Source organism: Stieleria marina (genome assembly GCA_007741555.1).
Classification (GTDB): domain Bacteria; phylum Planctomycetota; class Planctomycetia; order Pirellulales; family Pirellulaceae; genus K23-9.
The window spans coordinates 59856-78225 of the sequence record CP036526.1; the positions used below are offsets into that span (position 1 = coordinate 59856).

12 protein-coding genes are annotated in these 18370 nt (G+C 52.7%); 7 read left to right on the plus strand and 5 right to left on the minus strand.

Annotated features, from left to right (window positions below):
• Nucleotides 1-19: 19 nt before the first annotated feature.
• The 3 genes from K239x_RS00285 to K239x_RS28140 all read right to left on the minus strand — a co-directional run bounded on the left by K239x_RS00285 (nucleotide 20) and on the right by K239x_RS28140 (nucleotide 2759).
• On the minus strand, nucleotides 20-706 hold the full coding sequence (locus tag K239x_RS00285) for an SAM-dependent methyltransferase (RefSeq protein ID WP_419189491.1): 687 nt from the start codon (nucleotides 704-706) through the stop codon (nucleotides 20-22).
• A gap of 229 nt (nucleotides 707-935) precedes the next feature.
• A complete protein-coding gene (locus K239x_RS00290; protein ID WP_419189492.1) occupies nucleotides 936-2489 on the minus strand; it encodes a Y4yA family PLP-dependent enzyme in 1554 nt (517 codons plus the stop codon).
• 93 nt (nucleotides 2490-2582) lie between these two features.
• A complete protein-coding gene (locus K239x_RS28140) occupies nucleotides 2583-2759 on the minus strand; it encodes a hypothetical protein (protein WP_419189493.1) in 177 nt (58 codons plus the stop codon).
• 205 nt (nucleotides 2760-2964) lie between these two features.
• On the opposite strand from K239x_RS28140, the gene K239x_RS00295 reads away from it, so the two are divergent.
• From K239x_RS00295 to K239x_RS00310, 4 genes are all read left to right on the plus strand, one after another.
• Nucleotides 2965-3609 carry a thioredoxin family protein gene (locus K239x_RS00295; protein WP_145415723.1) on the plus strand — a complete coding sequence of 215 codons (645 nt, stop codon included), beginning with the start codon at nucleotides 2965-2967 and terminating at the stop codon, nucleotides 3607-3609.
• A 172-nt stretch (nucleotides 3610-3781) separates the two neighbouring features.
• Nucleotides 3782-4987 carry a glycosyltransferase gene (locus tag K239x_RS00300; RefSeq protein WP_145415724.1) on the plus strand — a complete coding sequence of 402 codons (1206 nt, stop codon included), beginning with the start codon at nucleotides 3782-3784 and terminating at the stop codon, nucleotides 4985-4987.
• Nucleotides 4988-5068: 81 nt separating this feature from the next.
• A complete protein-coding gene (locus K239x_RS00305; protein WP_145415725.1) occupies nucleotides 5069-6193 on the plus strand; it encodes a hypothetical protein in 1125 nt (374 codons plus the stop codon).
• Between the two features lie 205 nt (nucleotides 6194-6398).
• Nucleotides 6399-7271, plus strand: a complete 873-nt coding sequence (locus tag K239x_RS00310; RefSeq protein WP_145415726.1) for a sugar nucleotide-binding protein — start codon at nucleotides 6399-6401, stop codon at nucleotides 7269-7271.
• Here the strand turns inward: K239x_RS00310 and K239x_RS00315 are convergent.
• Together K239x_RS00315 and K239x_RS00320 are read right to left on the minus strand one after the other, a co-directional pair.
• Nucleotides 7268-8137: a calcium-binding protein gene (locus tag K239x_RS00315; protein ID WP_145415727.1), complete on the minus strand. Its 870-nt coding sequence runs from the start codon at nucleotides 8135-8137 to the stop codon at nucleotides 7268-7270. The two genes, K239x_RS00310 and K239x_RS00315, sit on opposite strands and share 4 nt — an antisense overlap.
• Nucleotides 8138-8312: 175 nt before the next feature.
• Nucleotides 8313-11837 carry a beta-propeller domain-containing protein gene (locus K239x_RS00320; RefSeq protein WP_145415728.1) on the minus strand — a complete coding sequence of 1175 codons (3525 nt, stop codon included), beginning with the start codon at nucleotides 11835-11837 and terminating at the stop codon, nucleotides 8313-8315.
• A 347-nt stretch (nucleotides 11838-12184) separates the two neighbouring features.
• Between K239x_RS00320 and K239x_RS00325 the strand changes: the two genes are divergently transcribed.
• The 3 genes from K239x_RS00325 (at nucleotide 12185) to K239x_RS00335 (ending at nucleotide 18259) form a co-directional block, all read left to right on the plus strand.
• The gene (locus tag K239x_RS00325) at nucleotides 12185-13459 is read left to right on the plus strand and encodes a radical SAM/SPASM domain-containing protein (RefSeq protein WP_145415729.1); all 1275 of its coding nucleotides are present in this window, start codon (nucleotides 12185-12187) and stop codon (nucleotides 13457-13459) included.
• A gap of 111 nt (nucleotides 13460-13570) precedes the next feature.
• Nucleotides 13571-15142 (plus strand): ATP-binding protein, encoded by a 1572-nt coding sequence (locus K239x_RS00330; RefSeq protein WP_145415730.1) that lies wholly within the window; start codon nucleotides 13571-13573, stop codon nucleotides 15140-15142.
• A gap of 252 nt (nucleotides 15143-15394) precedes the next feature.
• Nucleotides 15395-18259 carry a sulfatase-like hydrolase/transferase gene (locus K239x_RS00335; RefSeq protein ID WP_145415731.1) on the plus strand — a complete coding sequence of 955 codons (2865 nt, stop codon included), beginning with the start codon at nucleotides 15395-15397 and terminating at the stop codon, nucleotides 18257-18259.
• The last annotated feature ends 111 nt before the right edge of the window (nucleotides 18260-18370 follow it).

Below are 18370 nucleotides of genomic sequence, written 5' to 3' on the forward strand. Positions count from 1 at the left end.
GGCCGGGTCGCGAGCGAGCTTAAGCTGGGTTCTTCAGCAAATAGATGCCGTAACCCAGTGTGTCGCGTCCCCAGCGAAGGTAGGCGTCCATCCATTCGCGCCGGGCGCTGAGTCTGTCGGCGGCAGTTTGGTTGTTGGGATCTTCTGCGGCATTGTGTTCGACGATTTGTTGATAGCCCCATTCAAAATCGTCCCACTCTTCTTCACTGCTGGTCCATGCCGCAAGCGGAATGAGCCCGAGTTGCTTCGCTGTTTGGACGTTGCGGGCGTGCGTCATCGAATCGGGCGACGAGTCACCTAGCATTGCACGATACTCCGGCGATGCAGGCTGCTTCATGTATCCTTCGCCAATAAGAATTTGACCGCCAGGCGCGAGCATGGGAATGATCTTTGACAGAGCGTTTGCGAAGGAATCAGGACCGAGCCCAAACGCATGACTGGATCCCATGCAGATCGCAATATCGATGGGCGACTCGTCCACCGTGAACTCTGCCGCATTCGCTTCGACAAACTGGATCTGAGCACCGTTGATGCGTCTGGCCGCCCGACGACGCGCTTCGGCGAGGTGCGGTTGGGAAGAATCAATTCCAGTGGCGACAATGTCGCTGCATTCGCACAGCCGAATGATCAGTTCGCCGCATCCACATCCGAAGTCAACGACCCGATTGCCATCTTTGACACGAAGCGCCGAAAGGTATTTCGACATTTGTGGTTCGTTGATGGGGTCGTTCCAGAGCAACTCGATCATGGCGTTCTTACTCAAGCGTTTTGTGTTTGAAAGCATGTAGCCCGTGACACCTCAGACGTTCAACGGGTTCGCGCGAGATTGGCGGCACACAATTTCCTCTGCCGGGCTGCTAGCTGCGACATTTTCTTTAGTTGAGGCCGTCGTTATTTGGTAGCGTTTGATTGCAGTGTGCTTCAAAAAATGACAGTCAGTCCGTCGACTGATCGATCGGATCCAGACTCGTTGCCCCTGATTGGTCGATCACCAGATTGCTGGCCAACGGAAACTGATGCGAACGACTTTCCAGGAAATGCATTAGATAGCCTGCGGTGTTCGGAAAAGCGATCAAGTCTCCGCGCTGGATGCCATTGGGGAAATGAAAACGGCGGAGCGAAATCAGTTCCGATTCGGTGCAGTATGCTCCCACCAAGTAGCCGCTGATGGATGCCTCTTTGTGATGATCTTGGCCGATCAGTATCGGGTCCACTAAGAATTCTTCGTGCGTAGTCCGGCATTGCGTACGATTCATGGATAGACCAATGAGCCAGTCGCCCTCAGAGTTTTGTTTGCGAAACTCGACGCGAGCGACTGTCATGCCGCAACCATCTAGCAAGCTTCTTCCTGGCTCGCATCTCAACTGCAAGTGGTTCGATTGCAAACAAGCCGCGACCATCTGATCGCCGATTTTACTGTCCAACACTTCAGCCAACCAATCCGACCGCGTCGACGATTGATAGGACGGATAGCAGTTTGATTCGCCAAGCAATTTGCCATCCGCGACGTGCCTTCCCAAGCCGTGGTTTTGATACGTGATCGGTTCGCGGCGACCTAGCAGTGCGTTTGCGTGTTGTTCTAAAAACGCCTCCCACTGTGTTGGATCGTCCAGGTAGCTGACCGGAAATCCGCCACCCATGTCGATGAACGAAGGCCGGTGACCGGATTCGCGAAGTCGATTGATCCAGCGCAAGCTTTCGGCAATCGCCGTGACTCGTTGACCGGCGTCGTATCCGTCTAAGTGGAAATGGATGCCCTGAACGGATAGCGGCAAGCTCCCAAGTTGGTTGACGATCGATGCGTCTCGATCGATGTCGAATCCGAATCGGGTGAATAGCTTTTGGCCTTGGTGTTGAAACCCTCCAATCCGCAGCGCGACCGTTGCCGTCTTGCTGGATTCTTGGCAGAGTTCAGCGATGGCCGCAAGTTCGTCGTGATTATCGACGGCAATGCAGATTCCTTGATCGATGCACAGGCGAATCAAGGAATCCGTCTTGATCGCGGCAGTGCAGATCAGATCAGCTGGGTTGGCGTCTCGTGTGAGACACTGTCGAATTTCGTTTTCGCTGGCCGTGTCGATCCCGATCCCTGATTGGATTGCCTGGTCGACCAATGCCAAGCACTTGTTGGATTTGCGAGCGAAGAAGACGCGAAAATCGAGATGCCGTTGCTGGGCGACACGATTGATTTCGTCGATGTTCCTTGCCATCACCGACGTGAAGGTCAGATTCAACGGCGATCCGTATTGGTTGACGAGGCTATGAGCCGACGGTCCAGCGATCTGATCAATCATCCAAGGTTCCAGCCGCGCGCTTAGCGGTAATTCGCCAGCACAGAGTTCTCGAAGATCTCTGCTGCGAAAATCATCGGCTCGATGGTTCTGGCCAATTGGTTCGGTGCTTGGTCGGTTCGTGCTAGCTGCGTTGTTCATCGATGATCGCGTGGCAGGCGGCAATTTCACTTGCGGTGCAAACTTGAAAACACGCATCGGAGATGCGTCTCGTGAGCCAATTGTCGCAGCCGCAACGCAATCCCGCGAGTGCCAATGACCGGACTGACAAAGGCGGCTCGTTTTGCCGTCTTAGCTCGCCAGGCGTAAAAGGCTGCACCGTTTTCCCGCGTTCTCTTCGCCACTGACGATATTGTTCTCGCGAATGCGTTTGTTTGTCGGTGGAAAATTGGTTCGCGATACGTCCGTGCGTTTCACGCTGGTAGTCGCTCCGCGTCCAAGCAGTGAACCGGACCATGCAGCAATCATCGCGTGCACTCAGGAAAAATTTTGACTGAATCGGCGAGTTTCACGCCATGATCGTTGGGCGTAAAAGTGCTGCCGTACGTTTGAATGGCGGAAGCGAATCCCGAATCGCTATTGTTTGCTGGTACGAGTTCGTGCGATGCAATCGTAATGAGATGGTTTTTCGCGTGTGCGAAACGATATTGGCTTTGAAAGGATTGTTGGATCGATGGCTTACAAATCATTCCTGTCTGAACGCGGGCTGGGCGGTCGCTTGTTTTCAAGTTCGCTGATTACGATGACGGTCATTTGCGCAGCGATCTTCTGTATGCAAGCGGGGTGTCGGTCGTCGGATGTGTCGAATGCGGCATTGGCAGATGCCGAAATGCCGATGCCCGACCAAAACGCACCCGAAGCGGTAGCATCTGAACGTCCCAGTTACGCCCAAAGCAATGATGGCCCCACTAACGCCGACAACAAGAACATTCAGTTGGCATCGGCTCGATTGAATCAATCTTCCGACGAAGCAAATCGTGTAGCACCGTCGTCCAAGTTGGTGACGTTGCGAACGCTGGGGGCGGAAGACAATTTCCAACAGATTGTCAGCGATGCACCGGGCGTGGTGCTGGTAGATTTTTACGCTGATTGGTGTGGCCCGTGCCGAAAACAGGGCAAGGTGCTGCACGGGTTGGAATCATTCGCCGCACAGAACAATGCTCAGATCATCAAAGTGGATGTCGACCAACACAAAGCGATCGCAAAGCAATTTGCCGTCGCGTCGTTGCCCACGTTGGTCGTGATCAAAAATGGCAAGGTGGTCGATCAAAAAGTCGGTCTAACAAGCGAATCACGTTTGCGATCGATGCTCCAGTAGGCAGCGTCAATCGGCACTTGCATTGTGCTGAGAATTGCGATGTCGCGGTCGCTAGAGCACACTAGTGTCACATCGCCGCTGACGTGATGGGTTGATGTTAGCATTCTCTTGCCATCTTATATGGGTCGCGCAAGTAGCGGACTCCCACCACCCATTAAGAGTTTCTGAGGGTATGCACGTACTTTTCGCCCACAAGAATTACCCGGCTCAGTTTGGTCACATCGCTCGTTATCTAATTGACCATCACGATTTTCGTTGCACGTTCATTTCAGAGAAACCGCCCGGTAAGCACGCGGGATTAGAACGGTTGCAGTATAAGTGTAGTGGTGGCGCGACTGAGAAAACGCATGTCTGCAGTCGATCTTTTGAAAATCAGATTTGGCATTCGCATGCGGTCTATGAAACGCTGAAAGCGCGACCAGATATTCAGCCGGATCTGGTTGTTGGGCACAGCGGTTTTTTGTCGACGCTGTATTTGCGTGAACTATACGATTGCCCAATCATCAACTACTTCGAGTTCTTCTATCACACGCAAGATAGTGATCTGGATTTTCGCAAGGATCTTCCGGCTTACGGGATGAGCGATTTGTTGCGAGCCAGAACACGCAATGCGATCTTCTTGCTGGATTTGCAAAACTGCGACCGTGGCTATTCACCGACAGAGTTTCAGCGAAGTCAACTGCCGGCGGAGTATAGCGAGAAAGTTGTTTCGATCTTTGATGGAATTGATACGAATCTCTGGAAACCGGTTGAAGATCCGAACCGGCTGATTGGCAGTTGGCAATTGCCAACAGATAAGAAGATCATCACGTACGTCAGTCGCGGGATGGAGGCGATGCGCGGCTTTGATGTGTTCATGAAGATCGCGAAACGATTGTGCGATACGCGCGATGATGTTTTGTTTGTCGTTGTTGGCGAAGATCGCGTGGCCTATGGGGGCGACCTGCGGTTCACCCAAGGAACGACTTTCAAACAGTGGGTGCTCGCTCAAGACGACTATGATCTTGAACGCATCTTGTTTCTTGGGCGTATCCACCCGCAACAACTGGTGCAGTTGTTTTCAATCAGCGATTTGCATTTCTATCTGACCGCGCCTTTTGTGTTGTCGTGGTCGATGATGAACGCACTTGCTTGTGGCGCAACCGTCATAGGGTCCGATACCGCACCGGTGCGTGAGATGATCACCCATGGCGACAATGGCTTGCTGTTTGACTTCTTCGATGTCGACGCTGCGGCAGAGATGGCCAATGAAGTGCTCGATAATCTGGGCGACTATCAGGCTCTAGGTAAGTCAGCGGAGGATTTCGTGGCGCAATCCTACAGCCTCGACGTATGTCTACCTAGGATGATGGATCTTTACCGTTCGACCGGTGCCTGAATCGGTCAAAAAGCAGGTAAATTACCGGCGCAAAGACAGCAGCCTGATTGCCAATTAGGACAGAATTATTTTGAGGCAGGCGTGTACGACAAAGCTCGTGACAAACTGCTCGACGCTCAGCAGAAGCTTATCGAGCTTAACAAGAATGGAAAGCTCAACCGAGCTGATATTTCGCAAATTAATATCACGTTGGCTTTTGGTGATACCTACAAAAAACTCGGCAAGATAGAGTTCGCTCAGCTGGAGTTTCTTAAACTTCTGAAGCTTCGCAAAAAGTATTTCGCTGAGAACCCCGACTTCGATCAATTGCTAGTCGAAGCCAGTATGGCGGAAGTCTACGGACGTTTATCTGGCATCTATTCGCAGCGTGGCAAGCCAGAAGAATCGCTTTGCTATGGACTGCTGGGAACCAAGTCGCGTCGTGCGTTTTATAACGCGAGTCCCAACCGCGCGACCAACGCAGCAGAGCTCTCGGGCGCCCTTACATCGCTCAGTCTGCTCTACGAAAAAGCAGGTGATTTTGACAAGAGGTTCCAGACCAGCACCGAATCACTGGAACTTCAGGCAAAGGTTGCCGAAGTGCGGTCTGATTCGGCGACGATTCATAACACGGCTTTGAAACAACGCATTGTCGCCAAACAATGCGTCGCGCGCGGAAAACTGGACGAAGCTAAAAGGTTGATCGACGATTTGGTAAGAGCGTATGAAGGTCTGATCGATATTTCAGATGACCAACGGATTCTTGGTAGTGCCGTGAACACGTTTTACGAACGAGGCAAGATCGAAAAGCGTTTGGGCTTGGATCCGAACCAGAGTTTCGATCGAGCCGAATCGCTGCAACGTAGATTGATCGACAAATCGGATAACATCGAAACGCAAGGCATGTTGCTGAAGATACTGGCCTCGTCCGGGAAGGCAGACGAGGCGATCACGCTTAGCGACACGCTGGCGCAGGTGACTAGCAATGAACGCAAATGTGCTTACGCGGCGGTCGGATACTGTCTGACGCTGGAGCAGCTTGCTAAAGAAGACCCACGACGCGATCAACCGATTTCCAAAGCGATCGAAATGGTTCGCCAGATAATCGGTCACGGCTATCAAGATTTTCGAGCGATCCGCGAAACGGATCTAGATTTTGCAGTGCTTCATGATCACGATGGTTATCTCAAAATGCTGGCGGATGAAGAAGCGAAACTGGCCGACTGACTCGATATTTGACCGTTCGTGCTTCGTCCCAGCATCGCTGCAATGACCAGCGACAGAGTCAGTGATGCTGCAAGTATTTGTCGGTTTGGGAAATGGGATGACTTGGGTTCTGTCCTTTGCAAGAGAATCGGGAATATTTGAAGATGCTTCGTGACGAGCAGGACAAAGTTGAAACGGCTGATGACGTGAAACGGGAGTCTGCCTTGTGATTCTTTTGCTGGGCGGTAGTGGATTCATTGGTTCGGCGTTTCGTCGACAGTTGGAACGATCGCAGATTCAGTACCGCAGCGTTTCTAGATCGACGTGCGACTACACCAAGTGCGATCAGTTGGTCGCCCTGATCCGCGAATCCAAGGCAAGCTTTTTGATTAATGCAGCGGGCTACACTGGCAAACCGAATGTCGACGCTTGCGAAGTTCACAAGGCCGACTGCTTGTTGGGAAATGCGGTATTGCCGGGTGTAGTTCGTCAGGCATGCGAATTGTGTGATTTACCTTGGGGCCATGTTTCGTCGGGATGTATCTATCGGGGGTGCCGCGCCGATGGTGGTGGGTTTATCGAAAACGACGTTCCCAATTTTTGCTTTCGCAGTCCTCCTTGTAGTTTTTATTCGGGATGCAAAGCGCTGGGCGAGGAGTGTTTAGACGGGGCGGATTTGACTTACATCTGGCGGCTACGAATACCGTTTGACCAGTGTGATGGAGAACGTAACTATCTCTCCAAACTGCAACGCTACGACCGACTGTTGAATGCTACGAACTCCATCAGCCACCTGGGCGAATTTGTGGTGGCTTGCCTGCAGTCTTGGCAGCAACGAATCGAACCTGGGATCTACAACGTGGTCAATCCTGGTGCGGTCAGCACCCAAGAAGTCTGCGATCTGATTCGTGAGCACTTGTTGCAGGACAAACGTTTTCGATTCTTTGACGACGAAAAGGAATTCATGCAGCTTGCTGCCAGTGCGCCGCGATCGAGTTGTGTGCTATCGAGCAAGAAGATCACCGATGCCGGGATCAAATTGACGGAAGTTCACGATGCCATCGAGTTTGCTCTGAAGAACTGGTCACGTTCCCGCTAGGTCTGAAGCCGCACCAAACTTAGAAAGCGGTGGCCATGATGTTGGATTTCAAAGAAATTGGCATTCTCGGGCGCTGGCTTATAGATCTGAAACGTTTTCATGACGCCTAGCGTCGCGGCGCTTTCGAGTGGGCCAACAAAGGAACTGTCGCGTTGACCAAAGTGCGGTTGGTTGATCCACGTTTTCATCTGATCCGCATTTGGGAAATAGCATCCGGAGTGCGGATTCAATGGACGAACGAATCGAATGGACTTGCCCATCACTGTGCTCCGGAGCTCGGGATCCTGCGTGATGTCTTGGAAATTCTCCGTCACACGGGAGGCCAAGTCGCCGTCCAGATAACACTTCTTGTAGGCCAAGTCGTCGCCAAACTCGAAACGGTTTAGCAAAAGCACTTTCTTGTTGTCGACGTGCCCGTTGAACCATTTTAATTTGTCAAAGAACCACGCGTCATTCAGAATCAGATCGTCTTCGACGTAACCGTAATAATCGTAGTTTCCCCTTCGATCACGCATGATGGTTTGGCAATGAAAGCCCATGTGCATGGGATCGTCATCGATGCTGAACGGCTGGCAAACTTGTTCCGGGAAATTGGCTTCGTTCAGCAAATGATTGTTGCCAGCGACGACGATGACGGAGTGGATTTCGTGCCTAGACTTTGTGTTGGCGGGAACGGTTCGCCGCTCTGCTTGATAGATCATCGCTTGGAAGGAACCAAAACTCTGATGCAATCGATCCACGCACCCACGAATCGCCCGCAAACGGGTAGCTGCATCTGCACGCTGCGAAGCGTATTTGCCTGATTTTTCTTCACCGTCGTGCCGCGATCCGCCAAAAAAGTGGGCGATGGTGAGTAGCAACTTCATGGCAAATCGAAGATCCAGACCAGGGACGCGTTAGCGAGGTGGCGTTTGAAGTGATTTGCAAACAGGTAATCGAGAAGCACGCTATGGAAGTGGAAACAACTTTTCCGCGGCGTCGCCGAGGACAGCTAGGTGCGAGTGCCCGCTACGGTTTGTTACGTTTATAGCTCTGGCAGAGTTAGTTGCTCAGTAGTGTAATCGACAGGGTGAATCGGTATTCGTCATCTTCGATGGAGTCATCGGACACGGTGTCAGGCGAGACGCTGTGCAATTTGATCGAGTAGCCAGCAACCTCGATGGCGTTGTCCTGTCCTGATTGAAAACTCAATGTGTGAACCGATGTGTCGCCGGAGATTTGAGTTTCCAATTCGGCCCGCACTTGTCCTTCCCAAACACATTCGGCGTCCGTCGGACAGCGAGAGTCTTCGATCACATTGACTACGGAAACTTTCAAAGGGGAGTCTGGATTCTCGGCAAACTGATTCAAAGCCACGTCAAAGGGTTGTCCCAATTCAAACTCTGTTGCCTGTGATGAATTTCGTTGCGCTGAAGCGGCGATCCGATTGATCACTTGCAAGATGTCATCCGGAGTAATCTGCTTGTCGCCATTGGTGTCGCTGAAGAAGTGAAATTCGCGAATCGAATTTTCAATCGCCGATTCAATCGATTCGGTATCGGTCGCTCCAAAATCAGAAATCGTGTTGATGACATTCAAGATGTCACGAGGCGTTAGCTTTCCGTCGTTGTTGATGTCAAAACGGTTTTGCGTGTTTTGCCAAACAAGATCGGGATCGATGGTTGCGATGGCGTTGATCAGGGTGCCAGCTTGGTTGCGAGCGGTGTACTCAATGCGGTACGGCGAAAGTCGTCCATCGCCTGGCTTGAACTGCAAATGTTGGTTGTCGATCACGACGACTTCCCCATCGCCTTCGACTAACGCGGCAGCCAGGATCTCGATCGTCGAATCGATGTTGACGCCGTCGTTGCCAGTCACATCGACCGTGACTTCTTCGCCAACATTGGTTTCGAAAAAGTCATCGGCTCCCTGTCGTTCAAATTCCAGTGAAGCGATCACTCCATTTGGTTCGGTTAGATGGGTGACTTTTAGTTCGTTTTGCGAGAGGGAGTACAGGTAGTCGCCAACTCGCATGGCTCGATCGGCACGTGAATCAAACGGGATGTTATCGAGAGTGGAAATGCCCGTGAGTTCGTCGATGCGAAACGTAGCGACTGCGGATTGGCCGGGTGATTCGAAGATCGGTGCGTTGGGATTGACGCCATCAAAATTGCCGCCAAAAATGGTTTGGCTGTAGTACGGCAGCGCCAGGATGTCTTCGTTGCCAAAGTAACTGATGGCGTGATGATCGTTGATTGAAAACGGGTCGCCTTCGGCAAACGGAGAAAACGTGCTGCGCCCGCCAGCGAACAAGTACCGATCTTGAAGCAACGGGTTTTCGGCTTCGGTCACATCGAAGAGGGACACGGTGAGACCTTGGTACAGTCCAGTGTCCGGATCGGCGTCGCGACCGACTCCCAGAATGTGAGTGTCGCTCAGAACGTGCAGGTACTGCGAATAGCCGGGGACTTTGAGTTCGCCTTTGACTTGCGGATCGGTCGGTTCGGAGAGATCGAGTACGAACAAAGGATCGACGCGCCGGAACGTCACGACGTAGCCACGTTCGCCCGCGAAGCGAACCGCATAGATGCTTTCACCCGGTGCCAATCCAGTTGCGGCGCCGACGATGTCCAATTCGTTTTCTGACTGTTGCAGCACATAAACGCTACTGCCGAATCCCTCGGCGGGGCCGAAACGCCAGGCATTTTCCGTGGCGATACGGAGGTGGCCATCGTATTCGTCTAACGAAAAGCTGTTCTTGAGCGTCCCTGGGACACTGCCCTGGGCAACCAGTTCGACGCTGCCATCGGCCTGTAGTTCGTAGCGATCAATCACCGTGCTGATGCTAGGTAGTTCAGGAACAAAATCGATCACGTCGGTGATGTCTGCATCGATCCAATGGTGTTGGTAGTCCGTGTGCGTGATGTAAATGGAATGAGGAGTAACGAGAAACGTTGATCCCTCCTTGTTGATATCCCAATCAAAGGCTCCGCCGACGTCGCTTTGTGTGTCGAACGCTAAGACATTGATCCAATGACCATTGTCAACACCGAACTGCAATGGATCGACGGCCAAGATAGGATCGCCCACCGGACTGCCTTCACCATCAAGGACCTGTTGAGAAGGCATGGCAATTTCGACCAGCGAATCTTGCACTCTTTCCAAATACTGCTGCGCCGTTTCCCGAAACGAAAACACGTTGTCGGACGTCGCGATTGTTTCCAAGTCCGGCACGGAGCCGCCGTACTGATCGGTGAACACGTACAGCGAATCGCTCACGCGTCGTGCTTGTTTGAATTGTCCACTGGCTACCGTGGTAGAAACTGTGTCGACGTTTTGAGGATCACTTACGTCCAAAGTGCTGACAACCGTCTGCCCTTCTCGTTCAGCAATCACGGACAATCGGTCACCGTGCAGATCAAGTGAGAGGACTTTGTCGGCAAAAATTTCTCGAGCGACGATCGTAGGATTCTCAGGCGATTGGATATCAATCACCGTCAACATGTTTTCACCCGGAGGAGTGATTTCATCGGGAAGGCCCGTGATGGCTGGCCGCCCCCATTCGACCCAAGGAAAAATATTCCAACCCATCCATCCGGTTTGTTCCGGAGTCGTTAGGACGTAGAGGTAATCTCCGTCCGTCTTGATGCGATCTGATTCGTCGACGTCCGCAATTTGGTTATTGGTACCCGAGGTGTCCGGGGCGTCGCCAACTCCGGACGCTGGCACGCCGAGCGTGTCGAGTGCAAAGGCATCGCGTCGGTAGACGTCGTAAAAGTTGTCGCGACTGACACCAGTGCCGAACGAATATTGATGACGTTGAACGGCTTGCTGTACAAGCTGCTGTTGAAGCTGTTCTGGCCAGAGCTGTTCGCTCGCTTCGCCGTCAAAGACGCGAACCTGTGCGGTTCCCGTTGCCGTATATCCGTCTTCGTCGACGGTGGTGTATTGGAAAGAATGGACGCCAGTGAAACCAGCGGCCGGTGTGTACACCAAGTGCTTACCATCGCCAGCGATCGAGACGTCAATCGTCTCTGCTCCGCTGATGCTTTGGATCGTTAACTGTGGATTCGAACCAAGGTAGTTGGCGTTGGTTGTATCGTTGGAGAGCACATCGAGCGACAGTTCTGTGCTGGTGTCGGCTGACACAGAATACCAGTCATCCAAAGCGATCAGCGGTTCCACCACATTAATCGCGATGCGGTATTCGCTTGCAGTGTTGTCACCTGTCGCATCCGAGTTGAAATCGGTCATGCTGACAGTGATCACATCGACACCCACGAATCCGGGTTCAGGTTGGTACAAAACGGTTCCCGCTTTGCCCTCTGGAATCGAGGCAGTCCCTTCGCCCGAATCAATGACTGCGATCGGCTGGTCCTGGCGATCCGAACCGTACGACGAATACCCCAACCGCAATTCGACTGGGGACGGTTCGTCGCGACGGACAGTAAACTCCGTGTTGGAAATGGGAGCCAACGGATCAAAAACAACGACTGTCAGCAAACGCCGCGATTCCAGCGACTCCAAACGAGCGCGTCGCCGTGTAGGTTTGATGGGTCGTCGCGAAGATTTGCGTTGACGATTCATGGCGTAAAACTGCTATTTCGGAGATCCAGTGGATAACGATTCATTTTCCACAATCGTCGGTGGAGTTGCCAACCTAATTCGGTCGATTTCTAAGGCGGTTGAGCTCAAATCGATAGAAATCCGCTCAGCGACGTCGCATTCCGGCTCAGCTGCAACGCATTGGACGTCGGAAACCGGTTTTGGTGCCCCATAATTTTCGTCTGCTACGATGCCGGTGATCGGGTATCCTGCACATGCGGTTTGCTTGTGGGCATAATGACCGCAAGTCCTGCGTTGCGAGGCCTCGGTTGTCTTCGGCCGCGATGCCGATCGTTACAACTCCTTTGTTCTTGTTTTCGAGCCATTTGATGTACCTTCGTTTAGCCAAGCGTTTTGTAACCGAAACTGATAAACGTTTGCTGGCCAAAGCGGTTTGGATGTTGGGCGTGAAGGGTTTGCTGAGCATCCACAAGCATAAGCGCCGACTAAAACGAGGCGAGTTCTTTCCGCCGTTTCTGTACATGTCGGTCATCAATAGTTGCAATCTGAGATGCCAGGGTTGCTGGGTCGACGTTGCGGAAAAACAGCATCGCATCGAATTGGAGGCTGCTAACAAAACGATCGCTCAGGCCAAGGCAATGGGCAACAGTTTCTTTGGGATCTTGGGCGGCGAGCCTTTTATGCACAAAGACTTGTTGAAGATCTTTGAACAGAATCGTGATGTCTACTTTCAAGTTTTTACGAATGGGCATTTCATCACCGATGAGGTTGCCGCGAAGCTTCGTGAGTACGGTAACGTTACGCCGCTAATCAGCGTCGAAGGATCCGAAATCATCAGCGATACGCGCCGTGGTCGTGGTGGTGTACTGAATCAGACGATGAAGGGATTGGAAACCGCACTGAAACACAACTTGTTGGTGGGGGTTTGCACCAGCGTTTGCAAGTCGAACATTGATGATCTAGTTAACGATGCCTGGGTGAATCGTTTGATCGATATGGGCGTCATGTACTGTTGGTTCCACATCTACCGGCCAGTAGGGCCCGAGCCCAATCAGCAGCTGGCACTTTCGAGTGACGAGCAGCGCCGCGTTCGCCAGTTTGTTGTCGATACGCGAGCGACTAAACCGATCGTTGTCATTGACGCGTACCACGACGATGCGGGTAACGCGCTTTGTCCGGCTGCGACAGGATTTACGCACCATGTTGGGCCCTGGGGTGACATCGAGCCGTGTCCCGTAATCCAGCTAGCCACCGAGTCGATTCATGACGAGCGCCCGCTGGCAGAGACGTTCAATTATTCGGAGTTCCTAAGTGACTTTCGCGAACTGACGGCTCAGCACACGCGTGGCTGCGTGATCATGGAACGGCCAGATTTGTTGATCGACTTGGCCAACAAACATGGCGCGCGTGACACCACTGTACGCGGCGCCGTAATCAAAGAGTTGGAGAACGTGGTGCCGCGTCGTAGCCAGTTTCAACCTGGGCAGGAGATCCCCGAACGAAGCTTCGTTTACCGCTGGGCAAAACGATACGCGTTCAATGATTTTGGGACTTACACCAAGCATTTCGATTTATCGAAGTACCATGATCCAGACTTGGACGAACCTGCCCTAGAGAGTTCGTTGCCTGTTTTGCAGGACTAGTTTGGCTGGTCAGATGCATCTTTGGATCGTCATGGTGCCATCTGGGAAGCAAGGCTCCCGTTCCTTGGAGTGTCTGTGTTCCGTTGTTGGTTGTGAGTTGAAGACGCTTCCATGAAAATTTTTCGACTCAACGTTTTCGCTGGTGTTGCAGTCGTCCTGCTTGGATTCGCTGCTACCATCGCTTTGGAGCGGATCGCTTTCGGACGCCATCATGTGACTGTGCAGGCAACCGTCGCGCAGCAGCTCAATACGGTCCGCGCTGCCGTTGAGCGTTCGCTCAACGAGCGAATTTACCTGACACTGGGGCTCAGAGCTCATGTATCGGCCAACCCCGATCTCACGCCACAGCAGTTTGCGACGTTTGCTGCCGCGCTAATGAACGAGGGCGATGGAATTCGCAGCGTGACGCTGATCAAAGACAATGTCATCAGTGACGTCTACCCGCGCGAGAACAACGAAGCCGCGATTGGCGTCAAGTTGCTTGATAACGACGAGCAAAGGGAGGGTGTGCTGCGGGCGATCAAGTCACGGCAGCCGTGGTTATCAGCACCAATCGATTTGGTGCAGGGCGGTCAGGCGTTTATCAACCGCGCTCCCGTGTACGTCACACCGCCTGGAGGCAAAACCGGCAGCGGTGGCTATTGGGGGTTGGTTTCGATCTTGATCAGCAAAGAAGTTTTGCTCAATGACATCGTTCGTGAATTGCCAGACGAATTGACTCTGGCAATTCGCGCTCAAACTGCCGGTAGCGCAGAGCATGTTTATTTTTATGGCGATTCGTCAATCGTCGCTGCCCAGCCCATCACTCTGGATGTCAGTCTTGCGACGGGTGACTGGGAGGTAATGGGCACGCCGACTGCAAACTGGCCAACGCGTGCCCCTAGTTCTTGGATGCTGTGGTCGTTAGGCAGCTTGCTGTCGATCGGCATGGGCGTGCTTACAACGATGCTCCTCCAGTCCAACAGCAACTACCGAGAGGCTCGCGCGACTGCCGAATCAGCGCTGGTGCAATTGTCGCGAAAGAACGAAGACTTGGAAGCATTTCTCAGCACTGCTTCGCACGATCTGCGGAGTCCGCTTCGACACATTCGCGCCTACAGCGACATCATCATGGAAGACGCAGGGGACCGATTGACCGACGAAGACCATCATCGCCTCTCGCGGATTAGTGCGTCTGCCGACCGGATGATGAATTTGCTGGACAGCATTTTGCGATTCGCGCGTACAGGAGCAAGCGGAATCGAACCGGAGGTGTTTTCATTGAGCGAAGCGGCTGAAATTGTCGTTCATCAGTTGCCCGAAGAGAAGCTTGGGCTGGTTAAGGTTGGCGATTTGCCGGAGGTTTTTGGCGACAAGAATTTGCTAACGCAAGTGCTTCAGAATTTGATCGAAAACGGACTCAAGTACAATCGGAACGAGACCATTCAAGTGTGCGTCGAATCACACAGCTTGCCCGCTGAAACACAAATCTCAGTTTCGGATAACGGGATTGGAATGAATTCGGCACAGCTAGCGAATGTTTTTAAGCCAGGAGTCCGTGGTGTATCCGAGTCGGATTTTGCAGGTAGCGGATTTGGACTTGCGATCAGTGAACGTATTGTCAAAGCACACGGCGGAAAAATATGGGCCGATTCAGCGCCGGGAAAGGGTTCTACCTTTCACTTGACGTTGCCAAGAGCATAGATGTGTTTTGAGTGGCGATTGCGAAAGAAATTTTGCTCGCGACAGTGAATGCCCAGGGATTAAGATGGCGAATGGGCATGGCACTCACCATCTTGCCCGAAGGGATCGGCCGGCTATGCATTTGCTACTCGCTCGCCAAGCCGATCCCAAGCTTCTTTCGCATTATTCGTGGCAGGTTTGCGATATCGATGGCGCAATCGACTATTCTGCGAGGGCATCTAGACTGACAACGCCAACTCATTGATCTTCGTTATGTACTGCAACTCGCTCTTACAGCAGATCGTTCGAGACGGTTTTCACTTTGTGTTTCTCATCGCGGCTTGTCTGGCGACATCGACCTGGTCGACCGTGATCGCGCAGTCGCCTGAACAACGACCGATTATTGCGATCGTCGTTGATGATCTATTCGCCTACGATCATTATCGCAATACGTTTGGCGTCGAACTGCTGACTCCCCATTTGGATCGACTCTCCAGTCGTGGGGCGACCTTTGCCAACGCCTACGCCCCGATTCCTGTTTGCAACGGTTCGCGAGCCGCAACGATGACGGGGTTGTCGCCGTTTCGCACGAAGCTGCACATGGCGTCACCGACGCAGTGGAATGAATTGGTACCGATCGAGCAGAATTGGGTGTCCGCGATGGGGGCCGCGGGATATCACACGGCTGGTGTCGGCAAAGTGTTTCACAATTCGGCAAATGCTGTTTACCGAGACATCTTTGAATCGATCTACGACCAGTTTCGCTTCGAGCCCGGTGTACTTGTGAAAACCGATCCTGGCCGAATTGCGAATGCCTTGGCGGCGGGCAAGTCGATCAAGGATCAGCGTTATACGAATTGGGCGGTGCAGAAGATCCAAAATCACCGCGCCGATCAACGTCCCCTGTTGCTGACTGTGGGACTGGTGCGACCGCATCGACCGTTCGTGGTGCCGCAGGAGTACTTCGACCTGTATCCCCAATCTGAAATCGTCTTGCCGCAAGACACCGAAGGCGATTTGGCAGACGTATCGGAGTTTTACAAATCGTTTCGTTTGCAAGATGGCTATCACAGCCATTTGGTAAACAACGGCTGGACCAAAGAATTTGTGCAGGGCTACTTGGCCAGCATTACCTTCGCGGACGCGCAGATCGGTCGTATCTTGGATGCAATCGATGGCAATCTAGCGTTGGCCGACGCAACCATCGTTTTCTGGTCGGACAATGGATTTGAGTTAGGCCATAAACGCACCTACAACAAGTTTACTCTTTGGGAAGCATCATCCAACGTTCCGTTGATTGTGGTCGATCCATCGGCGACTCCCGGTTCGGTCAACGAAACGCCGGTTTCGCTTCTGGATATTTTCCCAACGATGCTTGAATTGGCGGGCGAAACGATTCCCAGTGCTTTGGACGGCCATTCATTGCTGGACGTGATTGAGAACCCCGGAAATCATGACGATGACGCGGTTATCATGACGATGATCGGAAGCATCGCGATTCGATGGAAGGAGCTCCGGTTGATCAAGTACAACGATGGTACGATCGAACTTTACAATTCCGTAAGAGACCGATTGTCGCGACGAAACATCTCCACGCTAGGAGTCCATTCGTTGACGACGATTCCTAACTTGCTTGAACGAATGAAGCAGGTGGTTGCTCAGCAAGGTGGTGTTTTTGATGGTCAAAGTGCGGTGGTCAATGGAACTAGCGGCGATGATGCGTTGATGGTCAACGGGCTTCAGGATGTTTATGGCGGCGATGGCGATGATCTGTATTTTCTTGCCGATGGCGGCAACGCTATCGAAGCCGTCGGCGGTGGTTATGACCGCGTCGTCTTTGCAGATTTTGACTTTACGATTCCCGACCACGTTGAATATGTCCGCAACCACACCTACGCCAATGGACGTACGTTTCGTGTGCATGGCAACGATTTTGGCAACGAGATCTATATTGCATCGGCCAAGGCAGACGTTTCTGCCGCAGGTGGAGATGACGTGATTGATCTCGGGTTTGGATTTCATCTGGCCGACGCAGGTGCTGGGAATGATCTGATCGTATGCCAAGGTCGTGCGGATCTGTTTGCCGGTGGCTCTGAAGGTGATGCGATCATCTGCGGGATCCAGAGCGATACGGTTTGGGGGGACAAAGCGATCGAACCAGACCCGCCTGGCGCGGCTTTGCAGACCGAGGGTGATTTAATTATCGCTGACGGCGTGAGTCCAATTGATTTGTTGAATGCGGACATGAAATATCGTTTGGGAAACCTTACCAACGAAGCTGGCTATTCGCTTTCAACGGAAGCGTTGCGAAAAGCGGTCGATGTGTTGCCCAAGCGATACCAGGCTTTCACGGTCGACGCATCGCGTGGGGCAGCCGATTTGATTCACGCAGGTCTGGGAAACGACTTGGTTTTTGCTCAAGGTGGAGACGACGACGTGCATGCAGGCAAGGGCGACGATCGTGTTCACGGCGGTGACGGAAACGATCGGGTTCACGGGGAAGAAGGAGCTGACCTGCTGTATGGTGGAGAGGGAAATGATTGGTTGTCCGGAAATGTCGGCGACGACCGTTTGTATGGCGAAGCGGGGCACGACAGTTTATTGGGCGGTAGTGGCAACGATCGTATGTTTGCAGACGACGGTAACGACGTGATTCACGGCCAGAGTGGTGATGATGTGTTATTAGGCGGTCACGGCAACGACAGACTTTTGGGTGGGGTTGGAAATGATCAACTGGTTGGCCATCCGGGAAGCGATGACTTGATGGGGAACGCTGGAAACGACCAGTTGTCAGGCGGAACGGGCGACGATGATATGGATGGCGGAGAGGGAGATGATCAACTAGCCGGTGGCCCTGGTCGTGATTATCTCAAGGGAGGACCGGGAAATGATTCACTCAGTGGCGGCGTTGGACCGGATTGCTTTGTGATCATGTCAAGTTTTGGGAATGACATGATTGACGATTTTTCTGCTGTCGATGAACTGGTCGTCACAAGTCCCGCCTATACCTCGTCAGCCCAGATCATGAATGTCGCTGTGCAGGACGGCGACGACGTCTTAATCGGCACCGCGGGATACTCGGTCCGTGTCCTGAACACGACTTTGGCAGTCGTCTCTAGCCGGATTACGATTCAATAGCGAATTGACAACGCGACTTTTCGCGGTCGAGGGTTTTGCGGCTGTCCAACGAGCGAGATAACGCCCCGTTTGGCGTTTGCTAATGGCTGTTTCTGTGACGTTGAACGAGCC

Coding starts and splice junctions, on each gene's coding strand:
- K239x_RS00285 (WP_419189491.1), bottom strand. CDS start 706: ATGTCGAAATACCTTTCGGCGCTTCGTGTCAAAGATGGCAATCGGGTC.
- K239x_RS00290 (WP_419189492.1), bottom strand. CDS start 2,489: ATGCGTGTTTTCAAGTTTGCACCGCAAGTGAAATTGCCGCCTGCCACG.
- K239x_RS28140 (WP_419189493.1), bottom strand. CDS start 2,759: ATGATTGCTGCATGGTCCGGTTCACTGCTTGGACGCGGAGCGACTACC.
- K239x_RS00295 (WP_145415723.1), top strand. CDS start 2,965: ATGGCTTACAAATCATTCCTGTCTGAACGCGGGCTGGGCGGTCGCTTG.
- K239x_RS00300 (WP_145415724.1), top strand. CDS start 3,782: ATGCACGTACTTTTCGCCCACAAGAATTACCCGGCTCAGTTTGGTCAC.
- K239x_RS00315 (WP_145415727.1), bottom strand. CDS start 8,137: ATGAAGTTGCTACTCACCATCGCCCACTTTTTTGGCGGATCGCGGCAC.
- K239x_RS00320 (WP_145415728.1), bottom strand. CDS start 11,837: ATGAATCGTCAACGCAAATCTTCGCGACGACCCATCAAACCTACACGG.
- K239x_RS00325 (WP_145415729.1), top strand. CDS start 12,185: ATGTACCTTCGTTTAGCCAAGCGTTTTGTAACCGAAACTGATAAACGT.
- K239x_RS00330 (WP_145415730.1), top strand. CDS start 13,571: ATGAAAATTTTTCGACTCAACGTTTTCGCTGGTGTTGCAGTCGTCCTG.
- K239x_RS00335 (WP_145415731.1), top strand. CDS start 15,395: ATGTACTGCAACTCGCTCTTACAGCAGATCGTTCGAGACGGTTTTCAC.